Here is a 25452-nt window from a genome sequence, read left to right on the forward strand (position 1 = left end):
TCCATGGCATGGGAACCCCCGGGAAAAGACTGCGGCGCATGTGGTCTTCCAACATGCAGCGAGTTCATCAAAGCGGTCGGGAAGAAGAAAAAGACCAATGAGGACTGCACGCTCTTCTCTGATGGCAGGACCGACAGAAAAACCGAGACCTGTTACTCAAGTACCGATGTGACCGGCGCAAACTATGACTTCATCATACGGGCCTTTCCGGGCGAACCCTCGGCCCGGAAGTTCATCGTGCCTTTCCGGGCGGATCTCGTCGAAAAATGGGACATTAAAAAGGGCGATCTGGTCACCGGTCGTCCGGCAGGTCCCGGCTGCCCGCTCTACCATGCCCTGCGGGTCCTCTCGGCCAACCCGGTCACCGGTGTGTTGGAGTGCCACACGGTCGGCCCGCTCGCAGCACGCAAAGAGAAGGCACACGACGTGCAGGCCTACCACGTCCATGCCTTCGAGGGCATTGCCGAGACCGTCCTCCGGCCGCCAACGCTCGGACTCCGGCAGCGGTTTCTCCCGGGCTACTGCATGATCAACCTCGCCCATACGGCGCTCGTCAACATGGTATTAAAGAAGAAAGACGGGGTGCACGTGCGGGTGGAAGACATCCGCATTCTCTAAATGATACCCAAGTACCGCGTCCGGTGTGTCGGGGGAGGGGAAATTGTGGAAGACCTTTCCACCCTCTCCTGCCCCCACAGGCACAACTCGCTTCTCAGGGCAGAGTACTGTAGCCGCCGGCTGCACCTTGCTCCCTACGAAGGGATGTACCGGTACCTTTCCTGGCTCCCGGTGACCTCCCCGCTGCTTCCCGCAGGGGGCCCGGTCTCATTTGACGGGGGTCCACTTGCCCGGGAACTCGGTCTCTCCCACCTGCAGGTCTCGTTCTCGGGATACTACCCGGAGCGGGGAGCCCACTTAACCTCGGGCTCGTTCAAGGAACTGGAGGCCTCGCCGACCATGCAGCGGCAGACGGAACTGGGCGGGAAGATCCTGGTGATCGCGTCCGCCGGCAACACCGGCCGGGCCTTTGCGGAGATCTCGGCCCGGTGCACCAGACCTGTTGTGATCGTTGTTCCCGAACAGGCTGTCTCCCGCCTTTGGACCACGACACCGGCAGAGAACGTCTTCCTTGTGGCTGTGCGTGGGGACTACACGGATGCCATCAGCGTAAGTAACACGCTTGCAGCAGTCCCGGGGTGCGTACCGGAAGGCGGGGCGAAGAACATCGCCCGCAGGGACGGTATGGGTACCGTGATGCTCGATGCTGCTGTCACGGTAGGAAGGATCCCGGACCAGTATTTCCAGGCGGTCGGGAGCGGCACCGGGGCGATAGCCGCGTGGGAAGCGGCACTCAGGTTGATCGGTGATGGCCGGTACGGTACCCGCCTCCCCCGACTCCATCTCGCCCAGAACGAGCCGTTCACCCCTATGGTCTCGGCATGGCAGGAGCACCGGCGGGAGATCGTCCCGGAAAAAGACATGCCGGACGCAGCGGAGCGGGTGAAGGGGGTCATGGCCGATGTTTTGACCAACCGCACCCCTCCATACGGGATACTGGGCGGGCTCTTCGATGCGCTGACAGCAACAGATGGGACGATGTATAGTGTTTCGAATGCGGCGGGGGCTGACGCAATGCAACTGGTGCAGGACACACTGGATATAGACTTGGACCCGGCAGCGGCTGTTGCCACCGCGGCACTGGTGCAGGCCATAGAAAAGCATATGGTAAAACCGGACGACCATATCCTCCTGAACCTCACAGGCGGGGGATACGAACGGATACGGGAAGATTTTACCCTGAATCCTCTTGCACCGGCCATAACGATAGGGTCGGATGAGCCCCGTGACGCACTCGTGGGACACCTCAGGGAATGGATCGTGCACCATGGACGAACGCCAGATCATCGCTGAACTCAAACACCAGGGGATCGACCTTGTCAGTTCCATTCCCTGCGACAAGGCAAAAGGGCTCTTCTTCGCGCTGCCGGAACAATTCCGGCACATAGGACTCACCCGCGAAGAGGATGGCGTGGGGATCTCGGCCGGGGCGTACCTGGCCGGCGCCCGCCCGCTCATTGCCCTCCAGAGTTCCGGCCTCGGGAATATGTTAAACGCGATCCTCTCGCTCACCGTCACCTATCACCTTCCGCTCCCGATCCTTGCCAGCTGGCGGGGCGGGGAGACGGAGACGATCCCGGCGCAGATCCCCTTCAACCGCCCGCTTCCTAAGATCCTTGCGGCAGCCGGGATCGGGTATACGATCCTCGCGGGCCCGGACAATGCGGGTGCAATCGGGGAAGCAGTTTCCGGGGCATACCGGGAGAAACTCCCGCATGTCATCCTGCTCAGCCCTGACTGTATCTGCGAAACGGGATATACGGGGAATCCATCAGCACACTCCCCGCACCCGTTTGCATTCTGTTACGAGCGGGACTGGCACACCCCGGTCATGACCCGGTTCGATGCGATCCGGGCCGTAACTGATCTCATCGATGATGAGATACTGATCTCCAATATCGGCGTGCCATCCAAGGAGCTCAATGCGGCAAGGGACCGGCCGGAGAACTTCTACATGCTGGGCAGTTACACGCAGGCCTCGGCAATCGGTCTTGGGATCGCCAAGGTCCGGCCCGACCGTCGGGTCATTGTGCTGGACGGTGACGGGAGCCTGCTGGGCTCATCCAATCTCCCGGTCATCGCAGCTGCCGCACCGAAAAACCTGACGGTGATCGGTCTTGACAACGGTGTCTTCGGGAGCACGGGCAGTCAGCCCCGCCCCGGCGTTGACACGGCAGACCTCCGGCTGATGGCTGCCGGGGCCGGGTTCGAGCAGACATTTACCGTGCACGAGCCATGGGAACTGGAAGCGGCACTCCGGGCATCGGCCCGTACCGGGCCGTCATTCATCCACCTGCGGATCCTGCCGGGCAACAGTACGGTGCCCAACATCCCGCTCAGCCCGGCACAGATCCGGGACCGGTTCATGGGAGCGCTGGCAAGGGGCCCGTAAGCCTGGCAGGTACACCTGCCAACTCCTGAACCGTGCTTCTTTCTTCAGCTATTACTTTGCAGGAGGCGCGGGCGTATTTTCCGGGTGGCCTGAGATCCGGTTTGCGGCAAAATTCACAATTGTGATTATATTTATCACCCCATCGGTCCAATAGTGTAGAATACTTCCGGGAGAACGGAGCACCCGCCGATTCGCGGGGATACCCCACCAATCCGGAACCGGAATACCCGGCACAGGTGAACAAAATGGAACTATCAGAACTCAGGCATGGCACCGAACTCCTCAAGAGGGGTTTTGCTTCCATGCAGAAAGGCGGCGTGATCATGGATGTCGTAAACGCCGACCAGGCACGGATAGCAGAAGAAGCCGGTGCCGTTGCAGTGATGTCCCTTGAACGGGTACCGTCCGATATCCGGAAGGCCGGCGGCGTTGCCCGCATGGCAGACCCCGAGAAGGTGATCGAGATCATCGAAGCAGTCTCGATCCCGGTGATGGGCAAGGTGCGGATCGGCCACTTCGTAGAAGCTCAGGTACTGGAAGTCCTTGGCGTGGACATGATCGATGAGAGCGAAGTGCTCACCCCTGCCGATGAGGAATTCCATATCGAGAAGACGAAGTTCACCGTCCCGTTCGTCTGCGGTGCCCGCAACCTGGGCGAGGCACTCCGCCGCATCAATGAGGGTGCGGCCATGATCCGCACGAAAGGTGAGGCGGGTACCGGCAACGTAGTCGAGGCCGTACGCCACATGCGGGCGATCCAGGGAGGCATCCGGGCAATTCAGAAACTCGAACCGCAGGAACTCGTGGCCTATGCCCGCGAGATCGAGGCACCGGTCGAGCTCGTTATCGAGACCGCGAAACGGGGCAGGCTGCCGGTTGTGAACTTCTCGGCCGGGGGCATTGCCACTCCTGCGGATGCAGCGCTCATGATGCAACTTGGGGCTGACGGAGTCTTTGTGGGTTCCGGCATCTTCAAGTCCGAGAACCCGAAGAAGCGGGCACGGGCGGTTGTGGAAGCGGTGAACAACTATACAGACGCCACGATCATCGCGAATGCAAGCAGGAACCTTGGCGAAGCAATGCCCGGCCTTGACGTGCACCTGCTGGCAAAAGAAGAGATCCTTGCAACACGCGGGAGGTAATTTCCCACAGGTTTCCTGTGAGAGGGGATCTGGGGAAATGCACCGGTATCGAAATATCACATCCCCTTTTTTTAAAACACGTTTCGGTAATCCCGGTTCATCAGCTGGCGGGTCTTCAGACACCCTGACAAAGGTGCACGGTTCGAGATGGTTGTGCCGGAAGGGGCATACCGCCAAGAGTGAGAACACGAACTGACCCGCCGGATAGCGTTTGTATATCCATCCTGAATTGGGAGAATCATCCGGCCATTTCATTTTTACAAAGAAACACCCGAAAAAAACCAGACACGGGGAGGAGGGCGCACTTCCCGCATCCACAGACCACTCCGGTTTTTCCCTGCCACCGGATTCCTTATCATACCGCAGACTAAATATGCCGTTTAATGAACCGGATGTCAGGTGACGGACAGAAATGTATCACAATCTGTTCCCGCAAGGGTACCTCTTACCTGATGATGTATGATTCACCACCCGGTGAGACGGGAGAGACCGTGTGCCTACACTTGACATAGAATCCATCAGAGGGTTATCCGAAACTGAAGCAACAGAGAAGATCCGGACCGATGGGTATAACGAGCTCCCGGAAGCAGAGAAGCACGGTATCGCCGGCATCATTCTTGATGTGATCAAAGAGCCGATGTTCATCCTGCTGGTTGCCGGCGGCCTGATCTATTTTATCCTCGGGGATGTGACCGAGGGCCTCATGCTGATGAGCTTTGTTGTTGTCATCATCGGCATCACGGTATACAAGGAGCAGAAGACCGAGCGGGCCCTTGAGGCGCTGCGGAACCTCGCGAGCCCCCGGGCACTGGTGATCCGCGACGGCGAACAGAAACGGATTGCCGGCCGCGAGGTGGTTACCGGCGACCTGCTCATCCTTGCCGAAGGCGACCGGGTCCCGGCCGATGGCATCCTCATCACCTGCAACAATGTCTCGGTGGATGAATCGCTCCTGACCGGTGAATCGGTCCCGGTCCGGAAATGCACCTGGACCCCGGGACAGCATGCGGATCGGCCCGGCGGCGACGACCAGCCATTTGTCTATTCCGGGACTCTGCTCGTGCAGGGCCAGTGCCTTGCCGAAGTCAGGGCAACCGGAGCCCGGACAGAGATGGGAAAGATCGGCACGGTCCTGCAGACCGTTGAACGGAACGAGACACGCCTCAAAGGGGAGGTCTCGCGGATTGTCCAGACCGTTGCACTCGCGGGTCTTGCGCTCTGCATGATCATCGTGGTTGTCTACGGGCTGACCCGGGGCAACTGGCTTGAGGGGCTCCTTGCCGGAATCACCCTTGCCATGGCGATCCTGCCCGAAGAGTTCCCCGTAGTCCTCACCGTGTTCCTTGCGCTGGGCGCCTGGCGGATCTCCCGAACGAATGTGCTGACCCGCCAGGTGCCGGCAATCGAGACCCTGGGGTCGGCAACCGTGCTCTGCGTGGACAAGACCGGCACTCTCACCGAGAACCAGATGACCGTCCGGTCTTTTTTTGCCGGCGGGCAGTTCTGCGAATACGATACGTTGGGGAAAAATACGGTGCCGGAGATCTGCCATGAACTGGCCGAGTTTGCGATCCTTGCCAGCAAGAAGGATCCCTTCGACCCCATGGAGAAGGCACTCCTCCGGCTCATTGAGGGGGACTTCGGGAGGTCCGAGCACATCCATACCGGGTGGGAACTGATCACGGAGTACCCGCTCTCGCCATCGCTCCTCGCAATGTCCAATGTGTGGCGGTCTCCCGATGGCAATGATTACATCATTGCAGCCAAGGGGGCTCCCGAGGCCATCGCGGACCTGTGCCATTTCACTGCGGCAGAGCAGCAGACACTTGCCGGCGATATCAATACCCTGGCCGCACAGGGACTCCGGGTCCTTGGTGTCGCAAAGTCGTCCTTCAAAGAGCCCCAGCTTCCCGAAGTCCAGCATGATTTCACGTTCACATTCCTCGGGCTCGTGGGCTTTATCGACCCGGTCCGCCCGCAGGTGGCAGAGGCAGTTGCCGAATGCCTCTCGGCCGGGATCCGCGTGGTCATGATCACCGGTGATTACCCGCTGACCGCGAAGATGATCGCCCGGCAGATCGGTCTTGCCGGTGCCGATACCTGCATCACCGGAACTGAGCTGGACGCGATGAGCAACGCGGAACTTCAGGAAAAGATCCGGTCGGTGAGTGTCTTTGCCCGGGTGGTGCCGGAACAGAAACTCCGGATCGTCAATGCCCTCAAAGCCGCGGGGGAGGTGGTGGCGATGACCGGCGACGGCGTGAACGATGCCCCGGCCCTGAAATCCGCGGACATCGGGATTGCCATGGGCAAGAGGGGGACCGATGTTGCCCGCGAAGCCTCGTCGCTCGTCCTGCTCGATGACAATTTCACATCTATCGTGGCCGCCGTGCGCCTGGGGAGGCGGATCTTCGACAACCTGAAGAAGGCGATGGCGTACATCTTCTCCGTCCATGTCCCTATTGCCGGCATGTCCCTCATCCCGGTCCTCTTCAACCTGCCCCTCATCCTCATGCCGGTCCATATCGTCTTCCTTGAGCTGATCATCGATCCGGCCTGTTCCATCGTATTTGAATCAGAAAGGGAGGAGGAGAACGTCATGGACCGCCCGCCCCGGAACCGGAATGAGAGGCTGTTTACGAAAAAAACACTTGCACTCAGCCTCATCCAGGGGTTTGTCGTGCTGGCCGTTGTCATGGGCATTTACCTGAATGCACTGGCCCGGGGACTTGGTGAGCCCGAGGTGCGGACCCTGACGTTCACCACCATCGTGATCGCCAACCTCAGCCTGATCCTGACAAACCGGTCCTGGTCCGGGATGATCGTCACCACCCTGCGCACACCCAACCGGGCAATGGCCTGGGTGTTTACAGGCACCCTGGTCTGCCTGCTCCTGGTCCTCTTCATACCGGCACTCCAGGATCTCTTCCGGTTCGGGAGCGTATCCCTTGTTGATCTCCTGATCTGTGCGTTGGCCGGTATCGGGAGCGTCATCTGGTTTGAGTGCTGGAAATACTGGAGGAGACGAGCAGGCACGCACGGGTAAAAGAGGGGGGACGAAACCGGGGGGGTTAGAGCAAACATACCCTGCCGGAGTTCCGTATTATGAGGTGACCGGTCAGGGCGAGCTGGATTTTTTCTTGTAATACGTGCAGAACGACCCGCACCGGGTACATCCCTCGTTGCAGGGCTCGATATGGATCGTCACGTTGGCCCGCGGGTACTCCAGCAGGAGATCGGCTTCCAGGTGATCGGCGAGATCGTGGGACTGGAGCACGGTGATAGTGCCGGGCATCACCAGGTGGAACTCGATGAAGATCTCCGGGCCCGAACGGCGGGTCTTGAGGCCATGGAACCCCGCATAGATACTGGCATGCTCGCAGATGATCTCGATGATGCGCTGGTTATCCGATTCCGGGAGGCTGTGGTCGATCAGGTCGGCAAGCGAGCGGCAGGTGAGATCGTACGCCGCCTTCAGGATGACCATGGCAACACAGAGGGCAACGATCGAGTCGATGAGGGCAATCCCGGTCAGCTTCATCAGCACGAGCCCGAACATCACACCCGCAGAGGTATAGACGTCCGTCCGAAGGTGCCAGGCATCGCTCTCGAGCGCAATGGACTCCGTGGCTTTGGCCACCTTCATGAGCCGGTTCGAGACGTACAGGTTCATGAGGGCCGAGATGCCCATGACAATAATACCGAGAATGAGCAGATCCGGGGAGGTGGCTTCGCTTTCCCCGCCCAGCAGTTTCTTGGCCGATTCCCAGATGATCAGGATCGCGGCGACAAAGATGAGCAGGGCTTCGATCAGGCCGGAAATATCCTCGAACTTCCCATGACCGAACGAATGGTCAGCATCGGGGGGTTCTGCGGCTTTCCGTACCGAGAAGAAGGCGATAACGGCAGCGATCAGGTCCATCGAGGAGTGGATCGCCTCGGAGATGATACTGACCGAGCCGCTGGCAAACCCGATAACAAATTTCATCAGGACAAGCCCGGTGTTGGAGATCACCGAGAGCCGTGCGGTATTGGACTTCAACTTGTCGAGAGATTGTTTATCGGGAGGTGGAGTATCCATAGATGTCTCATTACCAATCAGCGTCTGGTTTCATGAAGATATGGGAAAACCGGCAAAAATTTGTTCTTCCGGGCACCAGAAGGTGCTGCCATCGCATCGTTCACGCACCGGTCATTCTTTTGGCCGGGGAAGATCACGGGCCTGTTCCTGCCGCTTCCTGAGCCTCTCGATCAGCTCAAGCGCCTTCTTCTTGGCCGCCCGTTCCCCGTCATCAGCCGGCTCCCAATAGGGCTGCGTGACGGTCCACGTCAGTTTCCCGCTCAATGGAGGTTCCGGGAATGCGCCGGGATCAGAGAGCATCTGCCCACGGAACTCCACGGGCGTCTCCTGGAAGCAGGACCAGACCGCTTTTCTGATCACGGACTCATCCTGGAACTGGCAGTCCACGAGCGTCAGCTGCTCCCGGAACCGCGTGATGAACTCCATCGGGACATTGTAGAGTACTGCCGTCAGCCCCGTAGTATCGATGATACGTTTCTTCTCATCCACCCCGTTCTTCAAAAGAGCCTTGATCGCGTCGCCGGTCTTATGGCCCTCGGACTCGGGGCCTCCAAGGATGAGATAGCGGATGTTCGGGTTTGAGACAACATTGCAGATGAGTTTCTCGATGCCGATATTGGCCGTCTGCAATGTGCCGGAGAGCGCGGCCCCGGTCTCCACACCGGTCCGGACGAGTCTCTCGATCTCGGGCGGGATCGCTTCGGCATCGTACGTAAGGATGATGACTACCGCTGCCGGGGAATAATCATTCCCTCTCAGGTACCGCCCCTCTTCAGGAGGATACTCCGGATGGGGTTGTACTTTAAGCATGATCGCTTCCGGATGTCAGGTCAGGCCACAGGATAATCATGTTTTTCACACACCGGGATCCTTCGAGGTGCTGCATGTTCCCTCATTCTTTCCGCAATACCATTTTTCCCTGAGCCAGAGCGAGACGTTCACGAGCGCAATCAGCACCGGTACCTCGACAAGGGGCCCGATTACCGTTGCGAATGCAACCGGTGAGGCAATCCCAAAGACCGCGACGGCGACAGCGATCGCGAGCTCGAAGTTGTTGGATGCCGCCGTGAACGAGAGCGAGGCGGACTTCCCGTAATCGATCCCGAGCCGGTGCGCCATCCAGAAACTGACAAAGAACATGACCATGAAGTAACAGAGCAGCGGAATGGCGACCCGAACGACATCGAAGGGCACGTTGACAATATACTCGCCCTTGAGCGAGAACATCACGATGATGGTAAAGAGCAGGGCGATGAGCGTGACAGGTGAGATCTTCGGGATGAAGACCTGTTCGTACCATGCCTTTGACTTCACGCGGAGCAGGGCGTACCGCGTAACCATGCCCGCGATGAACGGGATGCCAAGGTAGATGAAGACGCTCTCCGCGATCTGGAGAATCGTGATCGAGACCAAAGAGCCGGCCCCGATGCCGAGCAGCGGGGGGAGGTACGTGATGAAGAACCAGGCATAGACCGAGTAGAAGAAGACCTGGAAGAGCGAGTTCATGCCGACGATGGCAGCGCAGTACTCCGCATCCCCGTCAGCAAGCTCGTTCCAGACGATCACCATTGCTATGCACCGGGCGATCCCGACGAGGATGAGCCCGTACATGAAGAGCGGCTGGTCGCGGAGGAAGATCACCGCAAGGGCGAACATCAGGACCGGGCCGACAATCCAGTTCTGGACAATGGAGAGGCCGAGCACTTTTGTGTTCCGGAAGACCTTTCCCAGTTCCTCGTACTTCACCTTCGCGAGCGGCGGGTACATCATGAGGATGAGGCCGATAGCGATCGGGATCGATGTAGTCCCGACCGAGAGTCCGGTGATGAGCGCCGGAACCGCGGGCGAGAAGTACCCTATGGCAATACCGGCCGCCATGGCAAGGAAGATCCAGAGCGTCAGGTAGCGATCAAGAAAGGAGAGTCTCTTTTGGGCATCCATGAGTCCACCAATTTATTTCAGCGCATATCGGGTTTATTTTTCACGGCACGGTACTCTGCCAGCAGGACGGGGCCATAGGCTTCCCGCAAGTGAGCCGGGATAAAATTGGCCTTCCCCGCTTCTTTCAGCAGTGCGGCAGTGATATGATCGTCGCGGGTCAGGTTCATGGCCTGCACGGTGGCGATCGCATCGCGGAGCCCGAGAAGGCCGAAGGTCTTTCCATTCACCGTGATCGCCTTTAAGTCGAAGAGTGCGTCCACCTCGCAGGGAGATCGTTCGTCATGCATCGTCATCACGGTTCACCGGTGGGCAGCCATCACCTTTTCAAGGACAAGCACGGCATCCGCAGTCAGGCCGGGGCAGAGCCGGGCGGCAATGTTTGCTTTCTTTGCCTCGGCGAACTGGACCGGGTCACTCATATCGTAGCCGAGCAGGTCGGGGCACATGACCGAACCGTGGAGGGCTGTGTATTCTTTCAGGAACTCATCCACGAGAGCATAGGTTTTTTCCCGGGCAGCATTGTCCTCCTTTGTTGCCTTACCGTATTTCATGCCTAAGACCAGGATCGCACCGCTCACGGCCCCGCAGATATGACCCGACCGGGCAATCCCTGCCCCGAATCCGCAGGATATCTTGTAGGCAGTCTCTTTATCCATTCCGAGTTCTTCCGAAAAACTGGCAAGCACGGCCTGCGAACAGGAGAAACCTTCTGTAAACAGGGTGCGTGCGTCCTCTGCTTTTGACATCGTTGTCATTTGAAGTCACATCCTTTCTTTTCAGTTCCGCATGATTCGGATTTTTCCTGAGAGCCACCACAGCAGGAACCATCGTCCCCGCCGCAGCTGCACTCCGTATCCATGTTTTTTCCCCGGAGTGCTGCCCCGATCATCGCCCATGCACACCCAACGCCGCTCTGTACCTCTATGGCCTGCACCGGGCAGTTCTTTGCACAGGCGCCGCACTCCATGCAGGCAGCCGGCCGTGCAAGTTCGACATGCCCGGTTCCTTCAGTAAAGACCGCGTGCGGGCAGACCTGCATGCACTTTTTACAATTGATGCACCGGTCGGTATGGAGGTGCAGGCTCGTTTCCGTGTATGAATCGAACATCAGATCACCCCGAGCAGACGGCTGATCCCCAGAATAACACCGAGCACGACACCAGCTCCCGCCATCGCTGCCATGAGTGGGACATACCGGAAGATCTCCTTCTTTACACCGGTCCGCGAGGTGAAGGTCGTGGCCCCGGTAAAGTTCAGGGCAATGTACGCGATCACCGCGGGGATGAGGAGAAGTGCCGCTGCCGCTGCCGCCGCATCCGCCCACAAGGGAAGATGCGGGTTTGTGCCGAACGACCAGGCAAAGGGAAGGGCAACGACAACCCCGAGGATCAACCCTTTGGTGGAGAAGTCCTGCGTGGGAATATACGGCAGGAGTGCCGGGATGAGCACGGTCCCCGCAAGGACGGTGGATATCGCGGCAAGCGCCGCCACCGGCCCGGCAAGGAACCAGAGGGCGATTGCTATGACAAGCATCGGAAGAGCAACATGGACAAACTCAACAGGGACCAGGACGAGACGGTCCACCAGCGGGAATTCAACCTGCCGCATGGCCGGCGTTGCCGTGTGCTCTTTGAGGTACTCGGGCAGGTCGCGGGCCCGGACCGGCCCGAACTCGACGAGGAACTTGGTTCTCCGTATAACCTCCGGCCATGAGATCCCCGGCGCTCCCAGCTGGGGCACGATGATCTTCCGGTGGCTGACGATACCGGAAAGACCCGTGGATTCAATGCTCCGGACCAGTTCGTCCGTGCCGAAAGTTCCCTTCCCCGCAGCGCACCAGACATTGATCCCTCTGGTGTCCAGCACGAGAATCCAGCCATCAGTACCGCCAAGTGCTGATCTCAGGGCATCGAAGCTGAGCGTGTAGTTTGCAGAGGCAAAAACCGGGGACTCCTGCGTAGGATTCCCGAGCCGGTACAGGCCGGGCTCCACCCGGTGACTCTCCCGTTTCCAGCCCCACCGGGCAAGGACGTGATCGAGCCGGTTGGCGGAGGTGATCGTGCTGGTTGTCGTGCGGACAGCGGGCATTGCACCGGTCCCACACTCGCTGCAGGAGCAGGCAGAGGATGTCCCGCATTCAGGTTTTTTCCCGTTTACCATAGGATCAGTCCTGTTTCTGGATGACCGGCCCGAGCAGGTCCTTTACCGCACCGCTCAGGTTCTCCACCTTCATGAGGGCGAGGCAGCAGACACTGCCGTTCTTCTCCCAGCTGATCAGCGCCAGCTTGTCGCTCGTGCTGATCCCTGCCTTTTCACGTACGTCTTTGGGGATTACCATCTGGCCGCGGTCATCGATGCTCAGCACCGCCTCAATCTTGCAGCCGGCACCGGAACCGCACCCGCAGGTGGAGCCCCCGGTTTTTCCACTGCCCTTTTCAGGTTTCTTTTCCGTCATCTTCATCGTGCATAGTATGTAGGATTTTCATTATATTTGAACTTATCAGAAAAATCAGAAATTTCCAAAAAATACTGAAATTCCAAAAACATGGATTGGGGTTGCCCGGAGTACAGCCGGGTCCGGCAGTATCTTCCGGGAAGTTACCGGACGTACATTTTCTGGTTGAGAATTTTCTCCATCTCATCCGTGAACTGCGTTACCCGTGCACCGGCAACGGGGGAAACCGCGCTCACCGCATGGACCAGTTCCCGGATATGGATCAACCCGGCCACTTCCTTGTCGCAGGTCTTCCCAAGTCGGGGAGCCCGGCAGAAATGGCAGATCCGCAGCCCGTAGTGCCGGAGCTGCTCCGGGCTCACCCGGGTCCCGGGAAGTTCCGCACTTGCCGCAACGGTCGAACCGCACTGCGATCCCCGGATCACGCGGACACTCTCGATAGTGCCGTCATCCCGTACGTTCACGTCGAATACGGGACGCCCGAAGACTTTTGCGAATTCATTGATCTCCGGAACCCACGTGGTATCCTCCAGCGAGCACATGGTCAGGGGAGCAACGATATTCTCATTGATCCCTTTCGCCTGCCGGAGGAAACCCTGGCCAAAACTGACGCCAAGAATCACCGGCTTCTGCTTCTCAAGGATCGCGAGAGCAACATCCGGGTGGCGGACATAAGAGATGTAGAGATCGCATTCCGGCAGCGTGAGTTCGATATCATCCGCTACCGGGCTCTGGATACAGGGCGCCAGGATCCATTCGGTGGGGAACTTTTCCCTGATGACCTCAAATGCCCGGTCGCCGAATTTCCCGTCGCTGACGATACCGATCTTCATCTGTATACTCCCCGCAGTTCATGAAGCCGGCGGTCTCAGGTCGATGACCGCCCGGACTACTTTCTCGATCTCCTCGTACTGGACATCGGCCATCCCATTCTTCGCGATCCCGATCTCGGTCGCGATAATATGGTGATGGGGGGAAAGGCCCGACGCGGCAATTTTCTTCCCCGCACAACAATCCGTACACCCGTCGATCACGATCACCTGATCCGCATCCCCGATCTCTGCTTCGAGGGTTGCAGCAGACTGTTTGGCATGCATCCAGACATATTGCCCCGGTTTTCGCTGGAGCAGGAGCTGCGCTGCCTGCATGGTGAGTTTGCCGGTGTTCGATATGCCGGAGCAGGTGACAAGTGCGAAGGTCATTTGGGTAATCCCTTCCGTAGTTCAGCAGGTTCCGCTGCACCCGCAGCCGCATCCGTTCTTTTTCCCGCCGGCCTTCTTGTCCAGTGTTGCAGCCGTCTTCGTACGGCCTTCGCCTTTCCAGCATGCGGCAACGATCTTCTCGATATCGTCATGGGTGTAGGTCTTTGACGGTCCTTTGGAAATGCCGAGTTCCGTCATGACAAGGTGCTGTCCTGCTGCAATTCCCTGTGCACCGGCAATCTTCTTTGCGCAGCACATCGGGCAGCCGTCGAGAACAACCACCTCATCCACCTGCATCGCATTCGCGATCAGGTTCTCCGCACCGGTTGCGAGCAGTGCAGCGCAGGCAATACTCCCATACCCTTCCTCCGTCAGCTGGATGGCTGCAAGGTTGCTCAGCTGCCCAACATTTGCCTGCCCGGCACAGGGAAAGATGATCCGTTTTTTCTCGTTCTGTCCGCACGTACAGCTTGGTTTTTCTGCCATTGTTTCACTCCGTAAGCATGGATTTGATCTCATTCACGTCAGGCACCCGGCCTTCAGAAACGATCTCGCCGTTGATGAAGAGCGCCGGTGTCATCATGACGCCGCTTTCAACAATTGCATCCAGGTCTTCGACCTTGACCACGTCCGCGGTGATCCCGAGGTCTCTGACTGCCTGTTCGGCATTGGCAAAGAGTCGTTTGCACTTTGCGCAGCCGGTTCCGAGTACTTCGATTTTTGTCATGGTTTCCCCTCACGTTTTCCGGTTTTTTTGTATTCATCCATCAGGGCGGAGGCATACGCCTCTTCCACACCCCTCGGGACATAATTGTAGATTTTGATCTTCTTCATCAGCGCATCCCGGGTATCCGTCTCGCTTTTCAGATCCTGTTCCTTCACAGCAGCAATGCTCTCATCAAGCATCGTGATGCCGGTCATGATCCCGTTAATCGGGATCTGCCGGATGCGGCGGAGTGCATCGGCGGCACAGCAGGGTATGTAGTCGTTGTTCATGGTCACACCGCAAGGAAATTCCCGAAGATGAACCCGGCGATGGTTGAAAATCCGATCACCAGGCCGGCATAGGCGAGCGTCTTCTTCCCTCCGATGATCCGGTAGAGGACGAGCAGGCTCGGCAGGCTGACGCTCGGACCGGTCAGCAGCAGGGCAAGGGCCGGGCCTTTTGCCATCGACCCGGTGAGGTAGCCAAGCGTTGTCCCGATGATCGGCACCTCGAGCAGGGTCGGCATGTAGAGGATCGCACCCACAAGCGCAGCAAGGAAGTTTGCGAGCAACGAGTTATCGCCAAAGAACGGCCGGAAGGTTTCAGGGGGGAGGAAGAAGGCAAGGACGCCGAGCGCGAACGTTCCGATGACAAGGATCGGGAAGATCTTCTTCGTGAGATCCCAGATCTCATATCCCCAGTCGGTCACCTCGTCCCGCGTGAAGTAGTAGATCAGCAGGAATGCCACCCCCATCGAGAGGAAGTACACGATCAGGAGCCGGAGGAAGAGATCGAGCGCCGAAGTCCCGACCAGCAGGATCGCGACCAGGAGGACGAAAAATGCCGGGACCACCCATTTCGGCCGGGTATCTTCCTTTGCCATCACGGCCCTGCGGGCAGCGGCATGGGTCTTTGTCGTCTCTTCATCATGGGCGGGGAAGAGTTTCATCATGACAAGCCCGATCACGATGGAGAGCACGATCGCCGATACGGCCCGGGCGATGCCGAGATCGATCCCGAGCACCTGTGCCGTGTAGATGATCGCAAGGACATTGATCGCCGGCCCCGCGTACAGGAATGTGATCGCGGGTCCAAGCCCGCTGCCTTTCTTGAGGATGCCGGCAAACATCGGGAGGATCGTGCAGCTGCATACGGCCAGCACGGCACCGGATACCGATGCGATGCCAAAGGAGGTGGTCTTCTTCGTCTCCGGGCTGAAGTATTTCAGGATCGCGTCCTTCTTCACGAATGCTGCGATTGCCCCGGCGATGAAGAACGCCGGGACAAGGCAGGTGACCACGTGCTGCGTGAGATACCCGAACAGGGTGTCCCAGCCGAGCAGGAGTGAACCGGTGAGAGGATCGGTCATGAGAATACCTCACACGAGCGGCGGGGAGAACGTGGCCAGGATGAGCATCCCGCCAGATCCCGCATCAACGCGGTGGACCTTGTCGGCAGGCATGACGCCAACGGTTCCCGGAACATACCGGAGTTTCTTTCCCTCAAGCATGCAGGTTCCCTCACCCGCGAGCACGTCATGGATCTCTACCTGACCGGCATGGGCATGATCCCCTATCGAGCAGCCGGGATCGATTCTGACATGATGGAGGCTCAAACGTCCCCCGCTGTCTTTTCCGGTCACCAGGTGCCGGAGAGAGACCCCGGCAAATTTCGGGTGCGGGTTCCACGGCAGGGATTCAACAGAGATCTTCTGTCCGGGCACGATGAGCGTGCTGTGCAGACCTGCATATTGCGGTGCTTCCATGAGTCACTCCATTTCAAATTTTATTGAATCAATGTGAACAGGGCAAGGTTATATATCTTACCATTTCAGATTTATTTGAAATGAAGCGGAAGACCTCATCCTGTTGCGGGACGCCGGCGCAAGCAGGGGACCCGGCAACGGAACTCCCGGAGCAGATCCAGAAGGATCTCGATGCCATGGGCGGGCTGGAAGCGCTTGCGGGACGCATCCCTTCTCCGGACGATCTTGAGGAGAAGAGCAGGGTCTACCACGCGCTCTCCGATCCGCTCCGGCTCACCATTCTTTATCTTATCAGGGATCAGCCACTCTGCGTCTGCGTCATCAACCGGTTCATGCGGCTTGCCGGCTCGAAACTCTCCTACCACCTGAACATCTTAAAGGAGAGCGGGCTTATCGAGGGGGAGTACCACGGCAACTGGATCATCTACTCGCTGACGGAGACCGGGCAGGCATTTATCCGGTAGAATACCCAGGTTAGTTCTGTACGGAAGCCGCGATATTCCGGAACGCCGGGACGATGGCGTCATGGATCGGGCGGTTGCCATGGATAGATCACGGATCCGGGAGAAAATAATTCGATCCTGGCGGGAACCGGTGCATTATTTCTCCCGCGATCCACCCTGTCACAGAAAAAACGGGATTCTGTATTTTGATCTCACCTGACGGGAGGCTGCCGGGAAAAATCTGCAACCAGCACCGGTTCAATGGTCAACATGGCTGCCATCGCAGAACGGCTTGTTATGGGACTTCCCGCACCGGCAAAGGGTGAGCCTGTTCCTGACCGTGTACGGTTTGCCATCAGCAGAAACCACCGGGATGCCACCACGCACCCACAGCGGCCCATGCTCGCCCTTTGCAGGATACTCGATGACAACAATGGATTTCTCCAGTCCCGGTTCGATCGCCTTGCCGGTTTCCTGATCCTTTATGACGAGCCGGCCTGACGGGCAGTTGGAGGCTTCTTCGATCGCCGTCTCCCTTGCCTCAGGGATATCGGACTGCTTGGTGAGGTTCCAGATCCCCCCGGCCCGCATGCAGAACCGGGCATGGACGCAGAGGTTCTCGTAGTCAAGCAGTTCCAGTTCCGGGCCCCGTATGATCCTTGGGTGCCGGAGGTAGGGCTCATTCCCGGCAGTCTCGGTGCCGTTGAAGCTGATCTTCGCATGTGTCCCGTCACAGAATGGTTTGTTCCCGGAGTGGCCGCACCGGCAGAGGGTATACTGCTCCTGCACGGGAAACCTCTTTTTTTCCTTCCAGGTCCGGCAGTAGCCTTCGTCATCATTACAGATCTCCTCCTGGATGAGCGGAACCCCTCCGGTCACGAGATAGGGGCCGTTTTTGCTCACGGTGATCTTCATGGAACCGTCGTCTGGTTCCCCGGATTTTTTTGTGGTTTCTGTCATGCGTGTATATTCCCGAGCCCTTTGAGTTAGTGCATGTTCATAAAAAAAGACGTTTTGCAGATTTGGACGCTCACATCAGCCCAATCTGCTGCATCATGGACATCTTGTCGTAGAAGAGTTTCTCCTCGATGATCTCCCCGTTCTTCCAGTGGGCCACCGTGCAGAACTCGACCCTGAATTTCTTCCCGTTTGGCTGTATCACGTTACCATCGGGAGTGGTCATCGCGCCCCTGAATGTCCCGGTGAAATCGGCAACAGAGCAGGTATAGTCGCCCTGGCCGAAGAATATCTTGTAAGGCCGGTTCCCGACCTTATTATCCGGGAATATTTTGAAGAAAGCGATCGCCTCTTCCTTGTGAGACAGCCGGCTGTGGGTCGGTGCCGGCTGGCCCGGCCAGAAAACGTCAACTTCTTTTGCATGGCGTTTCTCGAATACTGCCCAGTCCTGTGAATTCCAGGCATCATCCAGCGTCTGCATGAGACGCATATTTTCTTCAACAGTGGACATTCGGATTACACCGGCCAACAGTTACCTATGTGACTATATAATCATTAGGAACAGGACATTGTCACGCCGTAGAACAGGAATAATCGGCTGGATTTTACCGAGCCCTGCGGACACGTCTTCTCATCCGATTCTGGAAATTACCTGATTTCCATTATTTTGAGATCCCGTTCAAACAGGTCGAAGTGATGATGAAGAAGCCGGGGGATGGCAACCCATAGCATTTCACGGGCGGATCGTGTATCCTGGTGTTGTGGCGTTTTGAAAAACAAATGGGAGGGGGGGTCTCCCGCATACCCCCCCTCCCCCTATTTCCAGCGAAAACCCCCTTTTCACTATCACTTCCCGATGTAAAACCACGTTCAGGAACGCATCCACCAACTCCCATCCGGAGAAATTTCCGATCACAAAGGGGGGGTGTCAACCATACCCCCCCTGCCCCATGGTGGGGGGGTATGATCGATTTGAAACGCAAAGGGGTGGGGGGGTCTCATGGATACCCCCCTCCTCAAAACTGGGATGTACGCATTATTGCACGCGTTTTTCTATCACTGCCGACAGCAGGGTTCCGACGGAGTGACCTGCATTATCTCCTACTCAAATCCGATCAGGAGGGGTCTGATCCAGCAAAAGGGGGGGAGGGGTCTCGCGGATACCCCCCACCCCCATGCAGGGGGGGTATGATCGTTTTGAAACGCAAACGGGGGAGGGGGTATCCATGAGACCCCCCCCATGAACATTGGCGGACAGGACGGGTTCATACAACCAGCATACGTATTCGTTGGAGGAGAAGGGGCAGGGAGGCCTTACCGGGCGGACTGCTCACCTGCGAGCCATTCATCAAAATGGAATGCCCTGAACACGCTGCTGATGAGGAGGACGATATACCCGACAAGGAACATGGCAATGATCGTTCCCTCGCGGATGCCCTGGAGGGTCCCGAACAGGAACAAGGACGCGAGTAGTGCGGTACAGACAAGGGAGGTATCAAAAATGATTTTTATTATCCCGAACCGTATCCCGCTCTTTTTGGCAAGTGCTTTTACCACGCCCTCGCCGGGATTCATGATGACATTGGCCGTGACCTGTACATAGATCCCGAGCGCAAGAACGGTGCATCCGAGAAGCAGGACAATGACCTGTCCGGCATAAAAACCCGGATGTACCGGTGCGGATATGATCATCCCGATGTCAACAAAAATCCCGAAGAACAGGGCAACGAAAACCTGGAGATACTGCTGTTTTGGGAACGATCTTCCCAGGATCAGGATCTCGGCGAGTAAGAACAGGATGCTGAAGAAGAACGTGAGCTGCCCGAACGTGACCGGGATGGCCATACAGAGGACATAGGGAAGGCTTGAGATGGGCGGGGTTCCAAGAGATGATCGTGTGACAAGGCTGATCCCGAGGCCCATGAAAAAAAGGCCGAGGAGCAGGAAAAAATAGTGTTTTATCGATCGGGCGCCGGGCATGTGAGGTCTTCTTTAGTACCAGGGATTTCCCCCACGTTAAGGGTAGTGGGTGTATCGTGATTTCCTTAAACGAAAAGCCTAATCCTCCCAAACCTGATATTTCACCATGACTCCCCGGCTCTCCCTCACGGTCCTTGTCGATAACACCACCCTCGCCGACCAGGATTTCAGGGGCGAGGCCGGGCTCTCGTTCCTCATCGAGACGGCCGGAAAGAAGATCCTCTTTGACACCGGGTTGTCGGGGCTGTTCCTTGCCAATGCGGAAACGATGGGGCTCGACCTCATGGACCTTGACTCCATTGTCCTCTCGCATGGCCACATCGATCACACGGGCGGACTTCCCGCGTTCGCCCGACACCTAGCGGGAACGGGGACAGCCGACCGGAAATCCCGGGTTCCGGAACTCATTGCCCATCCCCGCTGTTTCTGGCAGAAAGAGAAAGAGGGCAGGAAAAACGGATCGCCATTGCGTGATGCTGAGATCAGGAACCTGTTCCCGGTCAGCCTGTCCGCAGAACCGGTCTGGATAACCGACGACCTTGTCTTCCTTGGTGAGATCCCGCAAAAGTTTGCCTTCGAACAGGGAGATCCTGAGAAGAGGCTGCTTCACACTCCGGAGGGGAACACCGAACCGGATTGCCTGACCGATGATTCGGCTCTTGCGTTCCGTTCGGATGCGGGGCTTGTCGTCATTACCGGCTGCTCGCATGTCGGGATCTGCAACATAACGGAGTACGCAAGAGAGGTCTGCGATGAAAAACATGTCCGGGACATCATTGGCGGGCTCCACATGCAATCACCGGAACCGAAACGGCTTGCAAAGACGGGAAAATACCTGAACCGCCTTCACCTCAACGCCCTGCATGCCTGCCACTGTACCTCGCTTCCGGCTAAACTCGCCCTTGCAGACTATTGCCCCCTGCAGGAAGTTGGTGCCGGGATGAAATTCGCATGGTAGATTAAAACTGAATGCATACAGACGGATAACTGTGTAAAACAACCCTCACGCTGTTTGTATTTTCAATTGGTCTCTCACGCAGGACTCCTTCAGACAGTGCTCTGGAGGGGCAAGGGATCATGGATCCAGACACTCCATTGAAGCGTTCCCTGCCGCACATCCCCCTTATTAAACGCGGGTTACCTCTCTCACTCCGTGCCCCGATTCCACGTCACCCCGCAGGTAACAGGGTGGATGGCGGACACCCGTGCAACACGTTCCGGATCCTCTGCTTATGTTCGTAAAGCCATCTACCGGTTTCTCCGGAATGCCGCCGCAGCAGCAACAAAACGCCGGCAGAAGGCATCGCTGAAATACGCGTGGGTGTACGCCCCGAGGGCGTTCTGTTCCGTGAGCCCGTCGTTCCCGCCCTGGATACCTTTCCCCTGGGTGAGCCGGATCGCAAACCGTGCATCCGGATCGCACTCGGCCCGGGAGTAATGGAACTCGTGCCCTCGGATGGATGCTGAACCTGCCCAGCCACCCTGACGGCCGGTAAAATTCCCTTTCACATAACCCAGGGCCTGGATCTTTTTTGTCATCTCAACACGGGCGGGCAGCACACCGGCCATCCGGTACTCGCGATCGATCGAGACCGACCCGCACAGGTACATAAGCCCCCCGCACTCGCCATAGACCGGCATGCCCTTGTCTGCCAGGTCATGTATGGCATGCCGGCACCGCGAATCCTCGAGGTTCTGCGCATACAGTTCCGGATAGCCCCCGCCAAGGTAGAGGGCATCCACTTCAGGAAGTGTGTCCTCCATGGGAGAGAAGAACCGGATCTCCGCACCGGCCCGGGCAAGACGATCAAGATTGTCCTGATAGTAAAAGCAGAACGCATTGTCGCGGGCCACGCCAATAACCACCCGTTCGTCGCCACCGGGGGTTTTCCCGGCCGGGGGGACTGCCAGGGGCGGAGCACTCCGGGCCACATCCAGGATCCTGTCGAGATCACACGATTCGCGAACTACCGGACCATACGACTTCATCCCGTCGGATTCGTGCGCCATGACAAGCCCGAGATGACGGCTCCGTACCTCCGGTCCCTGCTGGCGGGGAATCCACCCGAGGGCAGGCACAAACTCCTCGGTCGCAATCATCTCGCGGTGCTTCACCGACGCAATCCGGTTGAATAGGATGCCGGCGATCCTGATGCGGGAATCGAAGGTCTGAAAACCGCAAACCACCGCGTGGACACTCCGGGCTGCTGCACGTGCGTCCACAACCAGGAGAACCGGGGCCTGGAGGAGCCGTGCCACATGGGCGGTGCTGCTGAAATCGGTACCATTGATCCCGTCAAAGAGGCCCATCGCCCCTTCGATGACCGCGATATCCGCACCGGCGGAGGCAGAGGCAAACGTCCCAAGGACGCCGGATTCTCCCATCATAAAGGGATCGAGATTGCGGGAGGTCCTCCCGCAGGTAACCGAATGATGGGTAGGATCGATAAAGTCCGGGCCGGTCTTGAACGGCTGGACACGGAGCCCGCGTTCCGTGAGCGCCGCCATCAGGCCGCTGGCTATGGAAGTCTTTCCGCAGCCGCTGTTGGTTCCCGCGATAACGATCCGGGGGAGCGTCACCGTTTCCATCAGGGAGTCCTCCCCCATAACAGGCAGAGGATCAGGGCAGGAGGACGGATCGTCCCTGCCGCACATAATCCCGGGGATTTGACCTTATCACAGGGTACCATGCTGACCTCCGTGTTCATCTCCAGGAACGGGAGACTGATCAGAGAAATCCAGGCTGGCTACGCTGATAGTGTTACCGCTCTCTTTGCAGTACGTTTCCACCCGCACGGCAACCCGGCTGACCATACTGCCCGTTGTCAGGATCAGCGAGTCCTGCCCCCGCAGGGCCCGGAGAATGCACTTGTCGATCACGCCGTACGTGAACTCCAGCGCAATCTGTTCCTGTGCTGCACATTGTTTCGCCCGGGTCCCCATCGCCCCGGCAACAATGCCGGGCCGGGCCTGTACCCATGCAGGGATTGTGCCCGCAGTGATCCCATCGACATTGCAGACCGTGATGGTGCCGGGCTCCGGGTGGCAGCAGGATCCCCGGGCATGGTGTTGTTCGATGATGTGGACCATGTCGAGAACGCTCCGTGGCTTCCGTTCCGGGATTGTGAACCCCCGCTTCGCAAGTTCTGCCGAGAGTTCGAGGAGCGTCGGGACCGAGAGGTGGGCCATGCGGACAAACAACGTGTTCCCGAACGCAACATCCGGCACATCCTCCTTGATGATCTGGCCGTCCGCGAGAAGGATCGCCCGGTCTGCCCACGGGTAGGCGAGCTCGACATCGTGCGTGGAGATGACAATCGTCTTGCCGTCATGGTTCAGCTCGTCGAGGAGTTCCATCAGGTCCTCCGAGCCGGACGGGTCGAGTCCGCTGGTCGGTTCGTCAAAGACCAGCACATCCGGGTCCATCGCAAGCACCCCGGCGATTGCGACCCGCTTCTTCTCCCCGCCCGAGAGCTGGTGGGGCGGGCGGCGTTCGAAACCCACGAGGCCCACGTGACGGAGGGCGGTGGCAACCGCCTCTCTGACCTCAGCCTCGCTGTACCCGAGGTTGGTAGGCCCGAACGCTACGTCCTGGTACACGGTCGGGGCGATGATCTGGCGGTCCGGATTCTGGAGCACGAACCCGACTTTTCTCCGGATCCGGCGAAGGGAGGCCGTATCGTACTGCATCGGGACGTTGTCAAAGAGCATCATTCCCGAATCAGGACGGATCATGCCGTTGAACATCTGGAGGAGCGTGGACTTCCCGGCGCCGTTCGGGCCAACGAGCGCGATCTTCTCGCCCCGCCGGAAATGGAAACTGATGCCACAGATGGCCTCCCGGCCCCGGGGGTAGCGGTACCGGACATCCCGTGCTTCAAGAACAATGTGACTCATGATACCTCCCTACAACAACGTCATTCCCTGCGATGCGACAACCGCCACCGATCCCGCGAGCAGGAAGAGGGAAAGGGCTGCAAGTGGCCGGAGTTCAACCGGGCGGTTCTCGCCAAGGAGGGCAAACTTCCCGTTATAGCACCGGGCATCCATGGCCCGGATCAGGTCGTCCCCGGCATCCCAACTGGCAATGAAGGATGCCCCGCACATCATGGCAAAGGTGTTGATCGACTCGCGCCAGCCCGAGTACCCGAGGCGCATCACCTGGGCATTGTGGATCTGCCGCACCTGGTCCATGAGGAAGAAGATCGTCCGGTAGATGATCATCGCAAGGTCGATCACGAAATCAGGGATTTTGCATTTCCGCATCACCACGAAGAGATCGGTCATCGGGGTGGTCAGGGCAATGAAGAGGAGGGCGGACATGCCCCCGATCACCCGGCAGAGGATGAAGAAACCGGTATTGATACTTTCGCGGGAGATGGAGAGCGAGAGGAACGGGAGGGGATCCCAGCTCCAGAATACGTGCTCCCCTCCGGAGATGAGCACAATGACAACGGCGCTCATCAGGGCGAACCAGAGCGGGACAAGGAAGAGTTCCGCGTAGGTCCGGATATCCACCCGGGCGAGGAAGAGGACTGCTGCTGAAAGGACCAGGGCAATGAAGAGCGGACTGGCGTACCCGGTCGAGAGGAGGCAGAGGACGATGGCAGCAAGGCCGGCTGCCAGCTTCACCCAGGTATTGACCTCGCGCAGGCCGTTCTTCTGCGCAACGTCCTCCAGCAGTTCCTCAAACATGGATCATCAGTTGGACTTTGCCTCGGTTAGGCTTTTCTTCTGTCCCAGCCAGTAGCCGAAGACACCGCCAACAAAGATGCCGCCTATCGCTGACTGGAGGGCGAAGAGGCAGGCCTCGATCTCACCGCTCGGGGGCTGCCACTGGGGGATGAGCGGTGCGAAACTCTCCACCGGTTTTCCGGACAATTCCGCGATCAGCCCGGATCCCACATTGTCGGAACCGGCAAACTCTGCGCCGGTCATGGTCGAGCTGGTGTAGAGGAACACCCCGCAGAAGGCGAGGATCGCAACAGCCGCCAGGATCTCAAGCCGGTAATTCTTTGCCATCAGGCTTCCCCCCGGGCTTTATTGATCTGCGCCTCCGAGAAGACCTTCATCCGTATGAGGATGTCGGGCTTGAGGGCCACGATGTACTTGAAGACCAGGGCCAGCACAACACCCTCGACGATTGCGAGAGGCACCTGCGTGAGCGCAAAGATGGCCATGAACATGAAAAACGAGCTCGCAAATCCGCCGACCTGTGCCGGGTAGGCAAGCGCCAGCTCAAATGAGGTCACAACGTACGTGAACATGTCCGCAAGGGCTGTTGCAAGGAAGACCGTGAGGTAGATATTGACCGACGTGTCTTTCAGCAGCCGGTAAATCGTGTACCCGACCAGGGGACCGACAATGCCCATCGAGACGATGTTTGCCCCGAGCACAGAGAGGCCGCCGTGGGCAAGGAAGAGACTCTGGAAGAGGAGGACAATCGCGCAGATCACCGAGGTGATCCACGGCCCGAAACAGATGGCAGAGAGGCCGGTGCCGGTCGGGTGGGAGCAGCTCCCGGTGACCGAGGGGAGTTTCAGGGATGAGAGGATGAAGATGAACCCCCCCGTCACCCCGAGCAGGGGCAGTGCCTCGCGATCTGCTTCCATCACTTTTTTCAGACGCCATACACCATACGCCAGGCAGGGCAGCGCAACGAGCCACCAGACAACGCACCACTGCCAGGGCAGGAATCCTTCCATGATATGCATGATACTCAGGATCAATTTTACTTGCCTTAAGTAAATAAAATTTGCTTTGTGTGAGC

The 25452-nt window shown here is 58.3% G+C and carries 30 protein-coding genes; 7 read left to right on the forward strand and 23 right to left on the reverse strand.

The annotated features are described in order from the left end of the window. Nucleotides 1-3: 3 nt before the first annotated feature. The 5 genes from LUQ43_RS09980 to LUQ43_RS10000 all read left to right on the forward strand — a co-directional run bounded on the left by LUQ43_RS09980 (nt 4) and on the right by LUQ43_RS10000 (nt 7198). A complete protein-coding gene (locus tag LUQ43_RS09980) occupies nt 4-618 on the forward strand; it encodes a (Fe-S)-binding protein (protein ID WP_299967001.1) in 615 nt (204 codons plus the stop codon). After that, nucleotides 619-1911, forward strand: coding sequence for a cysteate synthase (locus LUQ43_RS09985; RefSeq protein ID WP_299967004.1), 1293 nt, complete (start codon nt 619-621; stop codon nt 1909-1911). Then, nucleotides 1886-3010: a sulfopyruvate decarboxylase subunit beta gene (gene comE, locus LUQ43_RS09990; RefSeq protein ID WP_299967007.1), complete on the forward strand. Its 1125-nt coding sequence runs from the start codon at nt 1886-1888 to the stop codon at nt 3008-3010. Before LUQ43_RS09985 ends, comE begins: the two co-directional genes overlap by 26 nt. Nucleotides 3011-3255: 245 nt before the next feature. Next, complete coding sequence (gene pdxS / locus LUQ43_RS09995) at nt 3256-4152, forward strand: pyridoxal 5'-phosphate synthase lyase subunit PdxS (RefSeq protein WP_299967010.1); 897 nt, start codon at nt 3256-3258, stop codon at nt 4150-4152. A 493-nt stretch (nt 4153-4645) separates the two neighbouring features. Beyond that, nucleotides 4646-7198: a cation-translocating P-type ATPase gene (locus tag LUQ43_RS10000; RefSeq protein WP_299967013.1), complete on the forward strand. Its 2553-nt coding sequence runs from the start codon at nt 4646-4648 to the stop codon at nt 7196-7198. 72 nt (nt 7199-7270) lie between these two features. Here LUQ43_RS10000 and LUQ43_RS10005 read toward each other — a convergent pair whose 3' ends face one another. The 15 genes from LUQ43_RS10005 to LUQ43_RS10075 all read right to left on the reverse strand — a co-directional run bounded on the left by LUQ43_RS10005 (nt 7271) and on the right by LUQ43_RS10075 (nt 16302). Then, entirely contained in the window at nt 7271-8233 is a 963-nt protein-coding gene (locus tag LUQ43_RS10005) for a cation diffusion facilitator family transporter (RefSeq protein WP_299967015.1), read from the reverse strand. Between the two features lie 111 nt (nt 8234-8344). Further along, nucleotides 8345-9043 (reverse strand): tetrahydromethanopterin S-methyltransferase subunit A, encoded by a 699-nt coding sequence (locus tag LUQ43_RS10010; protein ID WP_299967018.1) that lies wholly within the window; start codon nt 9041-9043, stop codon nt 8345-8347. A gap of 45 nt (nt 9044-9088) precedes the next feature. Beyond that, nucleotides 9089-10174, reverse strand: a complete 1086-nt coding sequence (arsB, locus tag LUQ43_RS10015; protein ID WP_299967021.1) for an ACR3 family arsenite efflux transporter — start codon at nt 10172-10174, stop codon at nt 9089-9091. Nucleotides 10175-10191: 17 nt separating this feature from the next. Then, entirely contained in the window at nt 10192-10467 is a 276-nt protein-coding gene (locus LUQ43_RS10020; protein WP_299967023.1) for an NAC family transcription factor, read from the reverse strand. A 6-nt stretch (nt 10468-10473) separates the two neighbouring features. Further along, a complete protein-coding gene (locus tag LUQ43_RS10025) occupies nt 10474-10929 on the reverse strand; it encodes a C-GCAxxG-C-C family protein (protein ID WP_299967025.1) in 456 nt (151 codons plus the stop codon). Further along, nucleotides 10926-11282 carry a mercury methylation ferredoxin HgcB gene (hgcB, locus tag LUQ43_RS10030; protein ID WP_299967028.1) on the reverse strand — a complete coding sequence of 119 codons (357 nt, stop codon included), beginning with the start codon at nt 11280-11282 and terminating at the stop codon, nt 10926-10928. Before hgcB ends, LUQ43_RS10025 begins: the two co-directional genes overlap by 4 nt. Then, a complete protein-coding gene (hgcA, locus tag LUQ43_RS10035; protein WP_299967030.1) occupies nt 11282-12334 on the reverse strand; it encodes a mercury methylation corrinoid protein HgcA in 1053 nt (350 codons plus the stop codon). The genes hgcB and hgcA overlap by 1 nt, the downstream gene beginning before the upstream one ends. Before the next feature lie 4 nt (nt 12335-12338). Further along, on the reverse strand, nt 12339-12635 hold the full coding sequence (gene hgcC / locus LUQ43_RS10040; RefSeq protein ID WP_299967032.1) for an HgcAB-associated protein HgcC: 297 nt from the start codon (nt 12633-12635) through the stop codon (nt 12339-12341). A 137-nt stretch (nt 12636-12772) separates the two neighbouring features. After that, nucleotides 12773-13462, reverse strand: coding sequence for a DUF166 family protein (locus LUQ43_RS10045; protein WP_299967034.1), 690 nt, complete (start codon nt 13460-13462; stop codon nt 12773-12775). A gap of 18 nt (nt 13463-13480) precedes the next feature. Beyond that, nucleotides 13481-13831 (reverse strand): putative zinc-binding protein, encoded by a 351-nt coding sequence (locus LUQ43_RS10050; RefSeq protein WP_299967037.1) that lies wholly within the window; start codon nt 13829-13831, stop codon nt 13481-13483. A 21-nt stretch (nt 13832-13852) separates the two neighbouring features. After that, entirely contained in the window at nt 13853-14317 is a 465-nt protein-coding gene (locus LUQ43_RS10055) for a putative zinc-binding protein (RefSeq protein ID WP_299967039.1), read from the reverse strand. Nucleotides 14318-14321: 4 nt separating this feature from the next. Then, the gene (locus LUQ43_RS10060) at nt 14322-14558 is read right to left on the reverse strand and encodes a thioredoxin family protein (RefSeq protein ID WP_299967041.1); all 237 of its coding nucleotides are present in this window, start codon (nt 14556-14558) and stop codon (nt 14322-14324) included. Then, nucleotides 14555-14827, reverse strand: coding sequence for a hypothetical protein (locus LUQ43_RS10065; protein WP_299967044.1), 273 nt, complete (start codon nt 14825-14827; stop codon nt 14555-14557). Before LUQ43_RS10065 ends, LUQ43_RS10060 begins: the two co-directional genes overlap by 4 nt. Nucleotides 14828-14829: 2 nt before the next feature. Next, a complete protein-coding gene (locus LUQ43_RS10070; protein ID WP_299967046.1) occupies nt 14830-15906 on the reverse strand; it encodes a permease in 1077 nt (358 codons plus the stop codon). A 9-nt stretch (nt 15907-15915) separates the two neighbouring features. Continuing rightward, nucleotides 15916-16302: a cupin domain-containing protein gene (locus LUQ43_RS10075; RefSeq protein ID WP_299967049.1), complete on the reverse strand. Its 387-nt coding sequence runs from the start codon at nt 16300-16302 to the stop codon at nt 15916-15918. An 80-nt stretch (nt 16303-16382) separates the two neighbouring features. Between LUQ43_RS10075 and LUQ43_RS10080 the strand changes: the two genes are divergently transcribed. Then, on the forward strand, nt 16383-16766 hold the full coding sequence (locus LUQ43_RS10080; RefSeq protein ID WP_299967052.1) for a metalloregulator ArsR/SmtB family transcription factor: 384 nt from the start codon (nt 16383-16385) through the stop codon (nt 16764-16766). 237 nt (nt 16767-17003) lie between these two features. Here LUQ43_RS10080 and LUQ43_RS10085 read toward each other — a convergent pair whose 3' ends face one another. The 3 genes from LUQ43_RS10085 to LUQ43_RS10095 all read right to left on the reverse strand — a co-directional run bounded on the left by LUQ43_RS10085 (nt 17004) and on the right by LUQ43_RS10095 (nt 19682). After that, nucleotides 17004-17705, reverse strand: coding sequence for a CDGSH iron-sulfur domain-containing protein (locus LUQ43_RS10085; protein ID WP_299967054.1), 702 nt, complete (start codon nt 17703-17705; stop codon nt 17004-17006). Between the two features lie 70 nt (nt 17706-17775). Beyond that, the gene (locus LUQ43_RS10090) at nt 17776-18213 is read right to left on the reverse strand and encodes an ester cyclase (RefSeq protein ID WP_299967057.1); all 438 of its coding nucleotides are present in this window, start codon (nt 18211-18213) and stop codon (nt 17776-17778) included. 803 nt (nt 18214-19016) lie between these two features. Further along, nucleotides 19017-19682: a DUF6198 family protein gene (locus tag LUQ43_RS10095; protein WP_299967059.1), complete on the reverse strand. Its 666-nt coding sequence runs from the start codon at nt 19680-19682 to the stop codon at nt 19017-19019. A 106-nt stretch (nt 19683-19788) separates the two neighbouring features. Here LUQ43_RS10095 and LUQ43_RS10100 point away from each other — a divergent pair, with 106 nt between their 5' ends. After that, the gene (locus LUQ43_RS10100; RefSeq protein WP_299967062.1) at nt 19789-20640 is read left to right on the forward strand and encodes an MBL fold metallo-hydrolase; all 852 of its coding nucleotides are present in this window, start codon (nt 19789-19791) and stop codon (nt 20638-20640) included. 290 nt (nt 20641-20930) lie between these two features. Here the strand turns inward: LUQ43_RS10100 and LUQ43_RS10105 are convergent, their stop codons facing one another. From LUQ43_RS10105 to LUQ43_RS10125, 5 genes are all read right to left on the reverse strand, one after another. After that, nucleotides 20931-22271: a cobyrinate a,c-diamide synthase gene (locus LUQ43_RS10105; RefSeq protein WP_299967064.1), complete on the reverse strand. Its 1341-nt coding sequence runs from the start codon at nt 22269-22271 to the stop codon at nt 20931-20933. Between the two features lie 87 nt (nt 22272-22358). After that, nucleotides 22359-23579 (reverse strand): ATP-binding cassette domain-containing protein, encoded by a 1221-nt coding sequence (locus LUQ43_RS10110; RefSeq protein WP_299967066.1) that lies wholly within the window; start codon nt 23577-23579, stop codon nt 22359-22361. 9 nt (nt 23580-23588) lie between these two features. Further along, nucleotides 23589-24377: a cobalt ECF transporter T component CbiQ gene (cbiQ, locus tag LUQ43_RS10115; protein ID WP_299967068.1), complete on the reverse strand. Its 789-nt coding sequence runs from the start codon at nt 24375-24377 to the stop codon at nt 23589-23591. A 6-nt stretch (nt 24378-24383) separates the two neighbouring features. Continuing rightward, complete coding sequence (locus LUQ43_RS10120; protein ID WP_299967071.1) at nt 24384-24704, reverse strand: energy-coupling factor ABC transporter substrate-binding protein; 321 nt, start codon at nt 24702-24704, stop codon at nt 24384-24386. Then, nucleotides 24704-25396 (reverse strand): energy-coupling factor ABC transporter permease, encoded by a 693-nt coding sequence (locus LUQ43_RS10125; RefSeq protein ID WP_299967073.1) that lies wholly within the window; start codon nt 25394-25396, stop codon nt 24704-24706. Before LUQ43_RS10125 ends, LUQ43_RS10120 begins: the two co-directional genes overlap by 1 nt. Between the last annotated feature and the right edge of the window lie 56 nt (nt 25397-25452).

The sequence above is a fragment of the Methanoregula sp. genome (assembly GCF_028679125.1).
In the GTDB taxonomy this organism is placed as follows: Archaea; Halobacteriota; Methanomicrobia; order Methanomicrobiales; family Methanospirillaceae; genus Methanoregula.